This is a genomic window from Streptomyces sp. CA-278952, assembly GCF_028747205.1.
GTDB lineage: Bacteria > Actinomycetota > Actinomycetes > Streptomycetales > Streptomycetaceae > Streptomyces.
The window spans coordinates 1,180,396-1,194,511 of the sequence record NZ_CP112880.1; the positions used below are offsets into that span (position 1 = coordinate 1,180,396).

The 14,116-nt window shown below is 72.6% G+C and carries 13 protein-coding genes; 2 read left to right on the forward strand and 11 right to left on the reverse strand.

Features of this window, described 5'->3' with window-relative positions:
* Positions 1 to 13 precede the first annotated feature (13 nt).
* From N7925_RS05130 to N7925_RS05150, 5 genes are all read right to left on the reverse strand, one after another.
* Positions 14 to 1,297, reverse strand: coding sequence for an aspartate aminotransferase family protein (locus tag N7925_RS05130; RefSeq protein WP_265598306.1), 1,284 nt, complete (start codon positions 1,295 to 1,297; stop codon positions 14 to 16).
* Positions 1,294 to 2,136 (reverse strand): nitrilase-related carbon-nitrogen hydrolase, encoded by an 843-nt coding sequence (locus N7925_RS05135; RefSeq protein WP_274343177.1) that lies wholly within the window; start codon positions 2,134 to 2,136, stop codon positions 1,294 to 1,296. Before N7925_RS05135 ends, N7925_RS05130 begins: the two co-directional genes overlap by 4 nt.
* A gap of 227 nt (positions 2,137 to 2,363) precedes the next feature.
* Entirely contained in the window at positions 2,364 to 3,731 is a 1,368-nt protein-coding gene (locus N7925_RS05140) for a hypothetical protein (RefSeq protein ID WP_274343178.1), read from the reverse strand.
* A 130-nt stretch (positions 3,732 to 3,861) separates the two neighbouring features.
* On the reverse strand, positions 3,862 to 4,242 hold the full coding sequence (locus N7925_RS05145; RefSeq protein WP_274343179.1) for a PPOX class F420-dependent oxidoreductase: 381 nt from the start codon (positions 4,240 to 4,242) through the stop codon (positions 3,862 to 3,864).
* 54 nt (positions 4,243 to 4,296) lie between these two features.
* Positions 4,297 to 4,566 (reverse strand): helix-turn-helix domain-containing protein, encoded by a 270-nt coding sequence (locus N7925_RS05150; protein WP_018961443.1) that lies wholly within the window; start codon positions 4,564 to 4,566, stop codon positions 4,297 to 4,299.
* A 73-nt stretch (positions 4,567 to 4,639) separates the two neighbouring features.
* On the opposite strand from N7925_RS05150, the gene map reads away from it, so the two are divergent.
* On the forward strand, positions 4,640 to 5,407 hold the full coding sequence (gene map, locus N7925_RS05155) for a type I methionyl aminopeptidase (RefSeq protein WP_265598310.1): 768 nt from the start codon (positions 4,640 to 4,642) through the stop codon (positions 5,405 to 5,407).
* 47 nt (positions 5,408 to 5,454) lie between these two features.
* Here map and N7925_RS05160 read toward each other — a convergent pair whose 3' ends face one another.
* From N7925_RS05160 to N7925_RS05185, 6 genes are all read right to left on the reverse strand, one after another.
* Positions 5,455 to 6,570: an NADAR family protein gene (locus N7925_RS05160; RefSeq protein WP_274343180.1), complete on the reverse strand. Its 1,116-nt coding sequence runs from the start codon at positions 6,568 to 6,570 to the stop codon at positions 5,455 to 5,457.
* Positions 6,571 to 6,618: 48 nt separating this feature from the next.
* Entirely contained in the window at positions 6,619 to 7,365 is a 747-nt protein-coding gene (locus tag N7925_RS05165) for a glycoside hydrolase family 75 protein (protein ID WP_265598312.1), read from the reverse strand.
* Between the two features lie 136 nt (positions 7,366 to 7,501).
* The gene (gene ggt / locus N7925_RS05170) at positions 7,502 to 9,319 is read right to left on the reverse strand and encodes a gamma-glutamyltransferase (protein ID WP_265598313.1); all 1,818 of its coding nucleotides are present in this window, start codon (positions 9,317 to 9,319) and stop codon (positions 7,502 to 7,504) included.
* Between the two features lie 227 nt (positions 9,320 to 9,546).
* Positions 9,547 to 11,226: a sensor histidine kinase gene (locus tag N7925_RS05175; RefSeq protein ID WP_274343181.1), complete on the reverse strand. Its 1,680-nt coding sequence runs from the start codon at positions 11,224 to 11,226 to the stop codon at positions 9,547 to 9,549.
* Between the two features lie 130 nt (positions 11,227 to 11,356).
* The gene (locus N7925_RS05180; protein WP_274343182.1) at positions 11,357 to 12,163 is read right to left on the reverse strand and encodes an ABC transporter permease; all 807 of its coding nucleotides are present in this window, start codon (positions 12,161 to 12,163) and stop codon (positions 11,357 to 11,359) included.
* Positions 12,160 to 13,149: an ABC transporter ATP-binding protein gene (locus tag N7925_RS05185; RefSeq protein ID WP_274343183.1), complete on the reverse strand. Its 990-nt coding sequence runs from the start codon at positions 13,147 to 13,149 to the stop codon at positions 12,160 to 12,162. Before N7925_RS05185 ends, N7925_RS05180 begins: the two co-directional genes overlap by 4 nt.
* 288 nt (positions 13,150 to 13,437) lie before the next feature.
* On the opposite strand from N7925_RS05185, the gene N7925_RS05190 reads away from it, so the two are divergent.
* A complete protein-coding gene (locus N7925_RS05190; protein WP_018961436.1) occupies positions 13,438 to 14,082 on the forward strand; it encodes a response regulator in 645 nt (214 codons plus the stop codon).
* Positions 14,083 to 14,116: the final 34 nt, after the last annotated feature.

Below are 14,116 nucleotides of genomic sequence, written 5' to 3' on the forward strand. Positions count from 1 at the left end.
CGCCGGGCGGCGCTCAGCCCGCCGCGTGCAGGGCGTCCGCGAGGATCGCCGCGCCTTCCTCGGCCTCGGCGACGGTCAGGGTCAGCGGCGGGGCGATCCTGAGGACGCTGGTGCTGTGGCCGCCGCCCTTGCCGATCAGCAGTCCGCCCGCGCGGGCCGCTTCGAGGACGGCCGCGGCGGCTTCGGGGTCGGCCTCGTCGGTGCCGGGCCTCACCAGCTCGATGCCGATCATCAGGCCCCGGCCGCGCACCTCGCGCACGGCGGGCGACGCCGCGGCGATGGAGCGCAGCCGTTCCATGAGAAGCCCGCCGACGCGCCGTGCGTTGCCCTGGAGGTCGTGCTCCAGGACGTAACCGAGGTTGGCGAGCGACGCGGCCATGGTGATCGGTGAACCGCCGAAGGTGGAGATGGAGTTGGCGTCGAGGCAGTTCATCACCTCGGCCCGGGCCACCACTCCCCCGACCGACATGCCGTTGCCGATGCCCTTGGCGAAGGTGAGGATGTCCGGCGGCCCGTTCTCGGCGTGCGCCTGCCACCCCCAGAAGTGGTCACCGGTACGGCCCCAGCCGGTCTGCACCTCGTCCGAGATCCACAGCACCCCGTGCCGGTCCAGGACCTCCCGGAACGCGGCGAACAGGCCGTCGGGCGGGGAGGTGAAGCCGCCGACGCCCTGGATGGGTTCGGCGATCAGGGCCGCGGGCCGGCGGGTGTGCCCGAGGAGGTCCTCCAGGTCGGCGACGCACGCCTGGATGAACCGCTCGTCGCTCAACTCGGCGTACGGGCCCCGGCTGCGGACGCCGCCGTGGACGTACAGGGTCTGGAGCGGGGACAGACTGGTGGGCGACCAGGCCTGGTTGCCGGTGATGGAGACCGTGGAGAACGAGCGGCCGTGGTAGCTGTTGCGCATCGCGAGGATCTGGTTGGAGCGGCGGTACGCGGTGGCGAGCAGCAGCGCGGTGTCGTTGGCCTCGGTGCCGGAGGTGGTGAAGAAGACCCGGGCGTCGGGGATCTTGGAGAGGGCGGCGATCCGCTCGGCCATCTCCACCATGGGGCGGTTGAGGTAGAGGGTGGAGGAGTGGATGATCCGCCCGGCCTGTTCGGCGACCGCCTTGGTCACCTCGGGCAGGGCGTGGGCGGTCATCGTGGTGAGGATGCCGCCGAAGAAGTCCAGGTAGCGGTTGCCGTCCGCGTCCCAGACGTGGCGGCCCTCGCCGTGGGTGAGTTCCAGGGGGTGGCGGTAGTAGAGGGCCAGCCATGCGGGGCTGACGGCGAGGTGGCGCTCGTGCAGTCCGGTCACGGCTCCACCAGCCCGTCGTAGGCGTCGGGCCGTCGGTCCCGGTAGAACGCCCACTGTTGGCGGACTTCCTCGATCAGGTCGAAGTCCAGGTCGCGGACGACGAGTTCCTCTTCCTTGTCGCTGGCCACGTCCCCGACGAACTGGCCGCGCGGGTCGACGAAGTAGCTGGTGCCGTAGAAGTCGTTGTCGCCGTACTCCTCCTGGCCGACCCGGTTGATCGCGGCGACGAAGTACTCGTTGGCGACGGCGGAGGCCGGCTGCTCCAACTGCCAGAGGTGGCTGGAGAGTCCGCGTGAGGTGGCCGACGGGTTGTACACCAACTGGGCCCCTCCGAGACCCAGTTGGCGCCACCCCTCGGGGAAGTGCCGGTCGTAGCAGATGTACACCCCGACCTTGCCGACGGCGGTGTCGAAGACCGGCCAGCCGGCGTTGCCGGGCTTGAAGTAGTACTTCTCCCAGAATCCCTTGACCTGCGGGATGTGGTGCTTGCGGTACTTGCCGAGGTACGAGCCGTCGGCGTCGATCACGGCCGCGGTGTTGTAGTAGAAGCCGGACTGCTCGATCTCGAAGACCGGGACGACGATCACCATGCCGGTCTCACGGGCCAGGTCCCGCATGCGCCGGACGGTCGGCCCGTCGGGGACCGGCTCGGCCCAGCGGTAGTGCTCGGGCTCCTGGACCTGGCAGAAGTAGGGGGCGTTGAACACCTCCTGGAAGCCGATGATCTTCGCGCCCTGCCGGGCGGCCTCGCGCGCGTGTTCCTCGTGCTTGGCAATCATGGATTCGGTGTCGCCGGTCCAGGTCGCCTGGACGAGTGCGGCGCGTACGACGTGGGACATGAGCTGCTCCTTCGACGCGGCGTCAGAGAGCCTGCACGCGTTCTCTACGCACGTAGATCGGTGCATGGATGGAGAACGTAAGCCCCGCCGTCCGGCGGGGCAAGACCATCGCCGTGAACCGGCGGAGTCGATCATGATTCGCACCCGACCGGTCCACAACGCCTACGGCCCCGGTCTCCGGTGGTGTTCCGGGCACCCCCGGGGGCGTCGGCACACGCCCGGGAACCTCAGACGCCCGGCACGCCCGCCACCCGCAGCGCGTGCACCAGGTCCCACTCCCGTTCCGCCGACACCACGCGGGCCGCCGCTAGGAGCAGGGGCAGCAGCCGGGTCCCACCGGTCCCGGCCAGCTCGGCGGCCTCCTGCGGAGTGCGTACGCGGACGAAGGCGCCGAGCAGGTCCCGCGCCTCCCGCTCCCGGCCGGCGCCGTCCAGGGCGAGCACCGCCTCGGCCACCTCGGCGGCGGGCCGGGCGACGCCCTGGCGCAGCAGGAGCCCGCAGTCCGCCTCGCGCCCGGCGGCGGCCAGCGCGCCCGCCGCGGCGGCGAATCCGGCGGGCGGCAGCGAGGACACCTCCCAGAGCAGGGTCGTCCAGTCGGCGGCGAGCCCGGCCCGGTACAGGGCCACCGCGAGCACCGGCAGCCGGGGCGCGGGCCAGGCCGCGACCTCGCAGAGCACCACGTGCGCCTCACCGCCGCGGCCCTCGGCGCGCAGCCGGACCAGCTGGGCGACGGCCCCGGCGACGGCCTGCCCGGCGGCCGGATCCGGGAGGGCGCCCGGCGCACGGACCCGCCCGGCCGCGCCCCGGCCCTCGCGCCCCTCCTCCCCCGCGCCCGCGCCGAAGCGGGCGCCGCGCGGGGCGGACGGACCCGAGCGGGAGGGCACGGGCGGACCGGGCAGCGGCGAGGGGGCGTAGCCGGCGTCCTCCGCCTCCTCATCGACCTCCAGGCCGGCGAACCGGGCTCCGCGCGGCTTCCTGCGCCGGGGAGCGGGGGCGGTGGGGGCCGGGGTGTCGGGGGCATCGGCGGTGAAGGCCGAGGCGTCGGGCCGGACCCCCTCGACGCCCCCGGCCGGCGGCCCGGAGGCGTCCTCGACCCGCGGCCGGACCTCGGGGACCGTCACGGCCGCCAGTCGCCCCCGCAGCTCGGCGCAGCGGGCGGTGGCGCGCTCGTGGTCGTCGCGGGCCCAGGCCAGCGCTCCCGGTTCGGCCGGGTCCGGGCCGCCGGGCCCTGTGCCGCGCAGGCGTTCCGCCGCCCGGTGCTGCTCGCGGACCATCAACCCCAGCCGGTGGACGAGCTCCTGGCGTCCGCCGGGCCGCCGGTCGTGGGTGGCCGCGGACGCGGAGTAGAGCGCGGCGGCCCGGACCGAGACCTGCTCGGCGAACCGGGCGCCGCGCAGGGCTGCGAGGTCCGCGAGCAACGACTCCACCACGTCCCAGGGTGGGATCTCCACCCCGTCCAGGCAGGACCGCATGCCGACCGGGTCGCGCCGGGCGAAGACCCCGTACCAGCCGCGTCCGGGGTCCAGTCGTGCCACCAGTTCTCGCAGGTACTGCGCGAACGCCCCTACTGCGTAAGCCTGCTGATGCACCGTCATTGTCGCCCTCGCCGGCCGTCGACTGGAGCCTTCCCGTCCGGAGGCATTCGACCGCAGGCGTGTTACGGGGCGGCTACGCGCAGCTTTCGGGCACGATGCGGCGGGAGCACGAGGGGGCCCGGAAGGGGACTCAGAAGGTGATGGCGATCCCGGTGTGCGGGCGCTTGCCGAGCCGGGCGACCGTCGCGGGCCAGTCGACGAGCCAGAACTTCCAGGTGTACTTGCGCGCCAGCAGCTTGCGCGCCGCGCGGGTGCCGTTCTCGTCGAGGAGCTTCGCCGTGCCCTCCGCGCTGGGGGCCCCTTCGGCGATCCTGCCGCGCACGTCGCAGACGGTGACGACGACTGTGCCGTTGTTGCGCAGCCGCTTGACCTTCCACGAGTCGGAGCGGGTCCAGACGTACAGCACATCGCCCTCGGCGGCGGCCCAGACGGGCGTGGCGACGGGTGTGCCGTTCTTCCGGTACGTGGTCAGGCTGACGTATTCGCTGCGCGCGAAGTCCTGGAGAGTCACGGCGCGACCCTACGCGCCCCGAGGGGCGTCCCGCAGGGCAGGGCACGGCCCGGACTACGCGATCAGCGGGACGGCGGCCGGTTCCGGCGCGCAGCGGCCGAGGATCTCGTCCATGGAGAGGCCCAGCGCACCGGCGAGGGCGGCCACGGTGAAGAAGGCGGGCGTGGGTGCGCGGCCGGTCTCGATCTTCCGTAGGGTCTCCGCGGAGATTCCGGCGCTCGCGGCGACGGCTGCCATGCTGCGCTCCCCGCGCGCCGCGCGGAGCAGTGCGCCGAGCCGCTCGCCGCGCAGGCGCTCTTCGGGTGTCAGAGGGGTGCGAACCATGCACCCATCGTACTACGGAATACTCTTTCTATACCGTCATTACTATACCGGTTCGACCGGTATAGTAATGGGCATGGTGCACATCAAGACGGACACAGACATCGCAGCGATGCGCGAGGCCGGCCGGGTCGTCGCGCAGATCCTGACCCGGGCGCGGGAGGTGGCGGCGGTCGGCGTGACCCCTCGCCAACTGGACGAGGCGGCCCGCCAGGTGCTGAGCGCGGCCGGGGCCTCCTCGCCCTTCCTGAACTACAAGCCGCACTTCGCGCCCACCCCGTTCCCGGCCGTGGTCTGCGTCTCGGTCAACGACGCGGTCGTACACGGCATCCCCTCGGCCGACCCACTGCGCGACGGGGACCTGGTCAGCGTGGACGCGGGAGCCCTCCTGGGCGGCTGGGCCGGTGACTCGGCGATCAGCTTCACCGTGGGCGAGGCCCGCACCGCCGACACCCGGCTCATCGACGCGGCGAACGAGGCCCTGGCCGCCGGGATCGGCGCGGCCGTGGTCGGCAACCGGATCGGCGACATCGCCCACGCGATCGGCACGGTCTGCCGCAAGGCAGGTTACGGCATCCTGGACGGGTACGGCGGCCACGGCATCGGCCGGACCATGCACGAGGACCCGTCCGTGCCGAACGAGGGTCGGCCGGGGCGCGGCATGGAGCTGCGGCACGGCATGGTCCTGGCGATCGAGCCCATGCTCATCGGCGGTGGCGGCGACGAGTTCCGCCACGACGAGGACGGCTGGACGCTGCGGACCACCGACGGCAGCCGTGCGTCGCACGCCGAGCACACGGTCGCGATCACGAACGACGGCCCGCGCGTCCTGACCGCGCTGTAGGCGGCCCGCCCGGGGCGGCTCCCGGGCGCCGCCCCGGAGGTTTCCCGTCAGAGGATCCCGCCGCGCCGGGCGCTCAGTTCGGAACGGACGAGTTCGAGCAGCCGGCCGGACCAGTTGCGCCCCCGCCCGGCGTTGTCGCCCCAGAAGGTGGAGTCCGCGTCGTCGTAGACGAGGGTGGCGTCGTCGGTGGCGAGGAGGATCTCCGCGAGGTCCGGGTGCTGGGAGAACTTGGCGCGCAGGAGTGCGGTCATGACGGCGCTACGGGCGTGCTCCCAGCCGTCGCGCCGTACGCGGTCGGCGGCCAGGCCGCTCGCGGCGTAGGCGGTCTCCGCCGCGGCGACGGCCGCCCGCTCGGCGGGATCGGCGACCGACAGGGCCCAGTAGGCGTGGGCGACCGAGGGGTAGGGCGTGCCGTCCACGTCGATGGGCGCGGGGTAGTCGTTGCGCAGTGCCACCTTGCCGGGGCTCTCGGCGCGCTGCCTCGGGTAGGAGTGCGGCAGGTGGATCGCGGCCGCGTGCGACGCCGCCGGTCCGTCCGCGGGAGTGCGGGAGGGCAGTTGCGCGATCAGCCGAGCGCGCTCCTCGAAGTAGGCGATGGCCTCTCCGTGGATCTCCTCCGTGATGACTCCGTCGGGGCTGCCTTCCAGCGTGCCGCCCGGCCCTGCCACCAGCGCACGCAGGGGCTGGTCCTTGCGGTCCATGTCCCCCAGCGCGTAGTGGCGCCGGGTCTCCGGGACGGCGAGGTAGGCGGCGCGTGCGGCGGCCCGGTTCTCCTCCGTCCGGTCGGCCAGGAAGGTGTCCACGGCGGCCAGGCACCGGCCGGTGGAGTCGGGCCGGCCGTTCAGCTCGTCGAGGGTGTCCCGGACCTCGGCGAGCAGCAGCTCCGGGGTGAGCCAGATGTACGTTTTCCCGAACGTCCACGCGGCCAGGCCGTGCGCGGACGCCTCGGCCCCCTCCGGGAGGCGGGTGGCCACCCAGCCGGAGAGGAGCTTCCGCTCGAACTCCTCGACGGTGGCCAGGCCCCAGCAGTCGATGAGCCCGTCCGCGTAGATGAACAGGTCGGTGAGGAAGTACGTCCCGCCGTTGTTGATGAAGGCGTGACGCCATGTGCCGGGTATGCGGACGCCGTCCGCCGTGCGATGGGTGATGCGATGGCCGATCATGGGGTCATTGTGGCGGGCCGTGCCCCGCGCGGGCCCTCGCCCGCGAGATCAGCGCCCCACGAACTCCCGGGCCAGTTCCGCTCCCCGGCTCCGCGCCCGCGCGCGGCTCTCGATCGGGGAAATGCGGGAGTTCTTGAACGCGATGTAGGTGACGCCGGACTCGGCGCCTCCGGTCGACGGGTCGGGATCGATGCCGAGGGTCTTCGCCATGGCGTACGACGCCTCCCCGATGATGCGCGTGGGGCCGGTGTCGCCGATCACGCCGTACCGCACCCGGTCCCGGTACACGACCGCCACGACGCTGCCGCCGGTGAGCCCCGACTTCCGGTAGTCCCACACCTTGCTCGGGCCCGGTACGACCACATGGGGGAGCGCGGCCGAGTCCAGGGGTTCGCCGCGGGAGCTCTGGAACGCGGTCTCCGGCAGGAAGTAGGGATCGGTCTTCCGGTTGCAGGCCTTCGTCTTCCGGCCGTCGCAGTCGATGTCCATGTCCGCCTTCCAGAAGACGGCGTCCCTGGTGCCGCAGACGGGCACCGTCGCTTCGGGGCTGCCGCTGTCCGTGCGGTAGGCGCCTTTCGAGATCCGGGTGCAGGCGCGGATCTCGGCCAGCAGTTCGGCGGCCGTCGCGGCGGTCGCGTCCCCTTCGACGGCGGACGCTCCGGCCGCTTCCGGCTCCTGGCCGCTACCGGCCCCGGGGCCGGTGGCGGTGGCGGTGGCGGACGCGGGCAGGGCCGCCGCTCCGAGGAGCGCGGCGCCGCAGGCGGCGGACGTCAGGGCGAGCATGCGGGTGCGCATGGTGCGGAGGGACCCTTCCCGTAGACCGAGGGACCCCCGTACGGGTCCCCTTGCCGGCACGCCAAGGCCGCGGGGCCGGCACCGCGCGCTGTTCCGCGTGATGACCGGCCCCGGGCCCGTGCTCGGTCCGGTCGGCTCAGTGACCGCCGCCCGGATGCACCACCATGGCCGAGCCGCCGCCGCGGCGCACCTTTTCCGCCGCCGCCAGCCAGCGGCCGTCGGGCAGTCGCTGCACCCCGGTGGCGGCCCCGATCTCCGGGTTCTGCTTGAAGGCGTGGCCGAGCTTCTCCAACTCCGCGCGGACCGGGCTGTTCCACAGGTCCGGCTCGATCTCCGTCGTCGGCGCGTTGCGCTGGCTGGCGCGCGGCGCGGCGATCGCGTCGACCAGGGGGAGTCCCCGGTCCAGGTGTCCGGTGAGCGACTGGAGCACGGTCGTGATGATCGTGGCCCCGCCCGGCGAGCCGAGGGCGAGCACCGGCTTGCCGTGCTTGAGCACGATGGTCGGGGAGATCGACGAGCGCGGCCGCTTGCCCGGCCCCGGGAGGTTCGGGTCGTGCACGGCCGGATTGGCGGGCGCGAAGGAGAAGTCGGTCAGTTCGTTGTTGAGCAGGAAGCCGCGGCCGGGCACGGTGATGGCACTGCCCCCGGTGGTCTCGATGGTCAGGGTGTAGGCGACGACGTTGCCCCACTTGTCGGCCGTCGTCAGGTGGGTGGTGTTCTCGCCCTCGAACGTGGTGGGCGCGGCTGTGCCGCCGCTGCCGCACCGCACGGGGTCGCGCGGGTCGCCCGGTGCCAGCGGGCTGGTCAGCGCCTTGTCGTCCCGGATCAGGCACTCCCGCGCGTCGGCGAACCGCTGGCTCAGCAGTTCCTTCGTGGGGACGTCCTCGAACGCGGGGTCGCCGACCCAGCGTCCCCGGTCGGCGAACGCGATCCGGCTCGCCTCGATCAGGCGGTGGAGGTACTGCACCCGGTCGGCGCGCGAAAGGTCGGTGGACTCCAGGATGTTGAGGGCCTCACCGACGCTTGTGCCGCCGGACGAGGAGGGGGCCATGCCGTAGACGTCCAGGCCCCGGTAGTTCACCTTCGTCGGGTCCTTGCGCAGGGTCCGGTAGGCGGCGAGGTCCTCACGGGTCAGATCGCCGGGGCGCACCACGCGGGTGGCGTCCGGGTCGACGGGCGGCTTGCGCACCGTACGGACGATGTCGTCGGCCAACTCGCCCCGATACAGCTCCCCGACGCCCTCGCGGCCGAGCTTCGCGTACGTACGGGCCAGGTCGGGGTTCTTGAACACGGAGCCGACGGCGGGGAGTTCGCCGCCCGGCAGGAACAGCTCGGCGGAGGCCGGGAAGTCGGCGAACCGGGCCTGGTTGGCGGCCGTCTGCGAGCGGAAGGTGCCGTCCACGACGAAGCCGTCCCGGGCCAGGCGTTCGGCCGGTTTCAGCAGCGTACGCAGGGACTTGCTGCCCCACGCGTCCAGGGCCCGCTCCCAGGTGGCCGGGGTGCCGGGCGTGCCGACGCCGAGGCCGCTGGTCACGCCCTCCTCGAAGGGGATCGGCTTGCCGTTCTCCAGGAAGAGGGAGGCGTCCGCGCTGCGGGGCGCGGTCTCGCGGCCGTCGATCGTCCGCACGGTGCGTTTCTCCGCGTCGTAGTGGACGAAGTAGCCACCGCCGCCGATGCCCGCCGAGTACGGCTCGGTCACGCCCAGCGCGGCTGCCGTGGCCACGGCGGCGTCCACCGCGTTGCCACCCTTCCGCAGCACCTCGATCCCGGCGGCCGACGCGTCCGGGTCGACGCTCGCCACCGCTCCCCCGTGGCCCGCCGCCACCGGGGACTTGGGGGGCGCGGGACGCGGGGCGGCGGACGGTGACGAGGCCGCCGGGGCGGCGGCTCCCACCGACGCGACCACGGCGAGGACGGCCAACAGCGACGTGTTCCGGCCGACGGAACGGCGCATACGTACCTCCAGTCAACGGATCTCCCGCCGCAGGGTAGCCCCGGGGGTGCCGGATCGTCAGGACCGCCTCGAACGGTTACCCGGATGACCGATGCCCTGCGCGCCCGTGGCGGACGACGTGCGCACCGTCGTGCTGGGCGTGATAGCCGAAACCAGAACCCCTCCCACGCCAGGCCCCGGCGCCCCGGGCTCAGGTGTCGGGTCGTGGTCCTCACTCCGTGAGGACGTCAGGGACGTCGTGCGGGCACGGTGTTCTTGGTCAACAGTGTGTTGCCGGACCAGCAGAGCCGGTAGAGGTCGACTTCGTCGAACAGATCGCGGCCGGAACGGTAGAACTCGCAACGGGCGCCGGGCGGCCGGGACACGGAGCGGGCCAGGTCGGACGGGTAGGGGTAAACGCGGGCCGGCAGCAGAGGGGCGAGTTCGGCGCGTGGCCGGCCGACGGACAGCTCGTCGAAGTGGGAGGGCGGGAGCACGCTCGCCGTCAGTTGCCAGGCCAGGTACGCGGCGGACGGCACGAAGAAGACGGCTGCGACGGCAGGTGCTACGAAGGCGACGGCGGAGCGACGACGGGCGTCGCTCCGTACGGAGGCGAGCCGCTTGGCGGACTCCGGTAGGACCGTGCCCGGGGCGGCGGTGTCCGGGCCCGGCTGAAAAGCGGTCTCCGACGGCAACGTGGGCCGTCGGGGCTCGACCGGCGTACCGGGGACCGTCCCTGGTCCCGGCGCCGGTATCGCGGTGCGGGCGGTCGCCTGGTGCGGGAGCACGGCGGTGACGTTGAACCCGCGTTCGTGGGGTCCGGTTCGCAGGGAGCCGCCGAGGACGCTCACACGCTCGTGAAGTCCTATGAGTCCTCGGCCGGTGCCACTTGCCGGGCCGACGCTCGTGTGCGCCGGTGGGACGGCGTTCATGACGCTCACGCGCGTACGGTCGGACTCGTGGATGATCCGGACGCTGATCGGACAGTCCGGCGCGTGCTTCGTCGCGTTGGTGACGGCCTCCTGCACCACCCGGTACATCCCGCGCTCGACCGGGGAGGACAAGGAGGGCGAGGCCCCGCGCCGCTCCCAGCGCACCGGCACTCCAGAGGCTGCCGCCCGCGAGAGGAGGTCCTCGACCGTGTCGTTGACCGGCAGGCCCGCACTCGCGTCCCTGCCGGGCGGGTCCTGGAGGATCGCGACGGTTTCCCGCAATTGCTCCACCGCGTCCGCGACTGTCCCGCGCAGATCGGCGAGGTCGGCGCGGTCGCGGTCGGTGAGGTCGGGCGAGAGTTCCAGGGCCCCGGCGCGCAGGGCGACCAGGCTCAGGACGTGGCCGAGGGAATCGTGCATGTCGGCCGCGATCCCCGCGCGTTCGGTCAGCCGCGCCCGCTCCGCGACCAGGTGCTGCCGCTCTTCCAGGCCGCGGGCCAGGCGCCAGCCCTCCCGCACGATCTGGCGCCGGCCACGCCAGTGCCGTCCCCCGAGCCAGGGCAGCAGCAGAGCCGCGGGCAGGACGGTCAGCGCGTAGAACCACCACACCGGCTGCGCGCGCAGCACGGCACAGGTCGCGAGATCGACAGCGGCGCACCCGGCGAGCACCAGGAGCGGGCGCCGTGCCGCGGCGACGCGGGCGCCGAACAGACAGCTCAGTGCGGCCAGCGACAGGACGTGGGCGTTGCCTGGTGTCGCAGTGTCGGCCAGGCCCACGACGCACAAGCCGTTGACGAGCACGACGGCGGCTGCCGGACGGCTACGGGACCATGGCACGGCCACGGCCAGGACGGCCAGAGGGAGGAGCAGGTCCATCGTCAGGGAAGCCGTGGCCGCGTCCCAGAACCCGTAGCCGGTGGTGGCGGCGAGCACAGCCCAGAGAGCCACGTCGCCGGCGCGCGCGAACCTGGCTGGGGTTGTACGCGGGTGCAGCATGGTGCGTCGGCAGCCCTTTCGCTGGTTGTTCTCACCTGTCAGGGGCGATTCTGAGGGACGCGCCCGGACGCCCGGCCAGGGGGATGCGCTCGGTACACCGGTACAGGCGTCCGGGGCGATTCCGCCGCTGTCAGGCGTCTCGCCGTCGCAGCACGAGGAGACCGGCCATCTGGGCGGCGGCGGCCCACACCAGCAGGATCAGCAGACTCACGGCGTCCGGGAACGGGGCTTCGCCGTCACCCAGCATGAAATATCCGCCCACGGTCTGCGGCAGGTACTCGTTGATGGCCAGTAGTACCGGACCCCCCAGTCCGAGCAGCATGCTGGGCAGTGCGGACACCACGAAGAAGATCATGGCCACGGTGCCGGCCGCCGTCCGCAGAGCGAACGACACCCCTACCGTCAGCACACAGATGAGCGCGGAGTACACGCCCATGGCGACGGTTTGGTACGCCGCTTTCGACAGCTCGAAGTCGGCGTGCCCCTGAAAGGGGGTCCAGGCCAGGGCGATGCCCAGCACCGCCCACACCACTGCGGTGACGAAGCCCACCAAAGCGCTCAACAGCGCCTTGGCCAGCTGTACGCGGGCCCTGACCGGCACCCACAGCAGCGAGGTGCGCACGCTGCTCGTGGAATACTCGCTCGTCACCGTCGTCATCGCCAGAATCACCAGAGCGAACTGGGTGAGGACGACCGAGGACACCGAGGCGTTGCCGACCGGCTGGATCGGCTTGTCGTTGATGCGGGCGATCGACCCGTAGTAGAAAGTGAAGACCGCGGTCGCGACGAGGCCGACCAGCAGGCAGACGTACGGCGTGCGGACGGTCCACAGTTTGGTCCACTCCGAGGTGAACGCCCCGACGAACCCACCACCGGCGTGCCCGGAGACCATGCGGCCACGGGGGCCGTCGCTCACGTCGGTCGATCCGGTGCTCATGCTGCCGCCCCCCGCGTCCGCGCGGCGCCCGTGCCACCGGGCACCGTGTCGCCCGTGCCACCGAGCACCGTGTCGCCCGTTCCGTACTCCACGCTCTGCGCGGTCAGTTCCATGTAGACCTGTTCCAGCGACGCGGAGACGGACCGCAGTTCGTGCAGCCGCAGTCCCAGCCGGTGAGCCAGATCCCCCACCTGCTCGGCGCTGCGGCCCCTCACGACGAGCTCGTCCGCCGCGGGCGACTCCACGTTCACGTCGCCGTCCTTCAGGAGATGGTCGATCAACGTACGCAGGTCCGCCGCGTCGGGCGTGCGCACCCGCACCGACGACAGCGCGCTGCCGGCCAGCAGGTCGGCCATCGGTGTGTCGGCCAACAGCTTCCCCCGTCCGATGATGACCAACTGGTCGGCGGTCAGCTGCATCTCGCTCATCAGGTGACTGGACAGGAAGACCGTCCGCCCCTCCGCGGCCAGGGACCGCACGAGCTCCCGCACCCAGCGGACACCGTCGGGGTCAAGGCCGTTGACCGGTTCGTCGAAAATGAACACCTGCGGGTCGCCCAGCAGCGCGCCCGCCACGCCCAGCCGCTGGTACATACCGAGGGAGAACGTCCCGGCGGACCGCCGCGCCACCTTCGCCAGACCGACCATCTCCAGCACCTCGTCCACCCGGCGCGGCGGGATGCCGTTGCTGCGCGCCTGCGCAACCAGGTGGCCGCGCGCGGAGCGAGCCGGGTGCAGGGCCTTGGCGTCGAGAAGCGCGCCGACCTCGCGGATCGGGTGACGCATCGAGGAGTACGGCCTTCCCCCGATGAGCGCCTCACCCTCGGAGGGGCGGTCCAGGCCGAGGATCATGCGCATCGTGGTCGACTTGCCGGCACCGTTGGGACCGAGGAAGCCGGTCACCAGACCACCCTTGACGTCCAGTGTCAGACCGTCAACGGCGACGGTATCCCCGTACCGCTTGGTCAGTTCTCGAAGGGTGATCACAGGTCTCCTCGGTGCCGGTCGCGGAACGCGGAAAGCCGCCGGCGGCGCGCCCCGGCCGGCACATGGTGCTCGGCTCCGGAGCGGGGCTGCCGCGACTCCCTCACGAGAGCGACGCTAGAAGCCCCGCGGGCCCGGCGGCCATCGGTCGAAAGGCAACGGCGTCCTGCCGTTCGTCAGGGGTGCGCCCCTCCCCCGGGCTGAACTGTGCAGCCCACCCCTCGCACAGCCGCGCGTCGGCCATAGGCTCGCCACGTGGAAGAGACGACACCGGAAAGTTGCCCGGTCCGCGTGCTGATCGCCGACGACGAAGCGATGATCCGGGCGGGCGTCCGGGCCATCCTCGCCAGGGACCCGCACGTCGAGGTGGTCGCCGAGGCGAGCGACGGGCACGAGGCCGTCGCACTCACGCGCGTGCACCGGCCGGACGTGGTCCTGCTGGACATCCGGATGCCCGGACTGGACGGGCTCACGGCAGCGGCGCGGCTCCACCGGGAGTCAGCGGCGGTGGGTGTGATCATGCTGACGACCTTCGGCCAGGACGAGTACGTGACCCGAGCGCTGGAAGGGGGCGCCGACGGTTTCCTGCTGAAGGCGGACGACCCGAGAGAACTCCTCAACGGGGTACGGGCGGTGGGAGCCGGCGGGGCCTACCTGTCCCCGCGGGTCGCCGGCCGGGTCATCGCCGGAATGCGCGCACACCGGGCGGCACACCCTCACCGCTCACTGGAGCGGCTCACGGAACGGGAGCGCAAGGTGTTGGCCGGACTCGGGACGGGCCTGACCAACGCCGAGATCGCGAGCCGGCTGCACCTCGTCGAGGGCACGGTGAAGGCACACGTCAGCGCGGTACTCGCGAAGCTGGGCGCCCGTAACCGGGTGGAAGCGGCCATCTCCGCGTACGAGGCCGGCCTGGTCCCACCCGGTCGTCACTGACCAGGCTCACCGTCCTCCGCAACCGTGATCTTCC

Excerpts from the sequence above, each read along its gene's own strand:
- N7925_RS05140 (WP_274343178.1), bottom strand. The coding sequence starts at position 3,731 with ATGACGGTGCATCAGCAGGCTTACGCAGTAGGGGCGTTCGCGCAGTAC.
- N7925_RS05160 (WP_274343180.1), bottom strand. The coding sequence starts at position 6,570 with ATGATCGGCCATCGCATCACCCATCGCACGGCGGACGGCGTCCGCATA.
- N7925_RS05150 (WP_018961443.1), bottom strand. The coding sequence starts at position 4,566 with ATGGTTCGCACCCCTCTGACACCCGAAGAGCGCCTGCGCGGCGAGCGG.
- map (WP_265598310.1), top strand. The coding sequence starts at position 4,640 with ATGGTGCACATCAAGACGGACACAGACATCGCAGCGATGCGCGAGGCC.
- N7925_RS05165 (WP_265598312.1), bottom strand. The coding sequence starts at position 7,365 with ATGCGCACCCGCATGCTCGCCCTGACGTCCGCCGCCTGCGGCGCCGCG.
- ggt (WP_265598313.1), bottom strand. The coding sequence starts at position 9,319 with ATGCGCCGTTCCGTCGGCCGGAACACGTCGCTGTTGGCCGTCCTCGCC.
- N7925_RS05175 (WP_274343181.1), bottom strand. The coding sequence starts at position 11,226 with ATGCTGCACCCGCGTACAACCCCAGCCAGGTTCGCGCGCGCCGGCGAC.
- N7925_RS05135 (WP_274343177.1), bottom strand. The coding sequence starts at position 2,136 with ATGTCCCACGTCGTACGCGCCGCACTCGTCCAGGCGACCTGGACCGGC.
- N7925_RS05180 (WP_274343182.1), bottom strand. The coding sequence starts at position 12,163 with ATGAGCACCGGATCGACCGACGTGAGCGACGGCCCCCGTGGCCGCATG.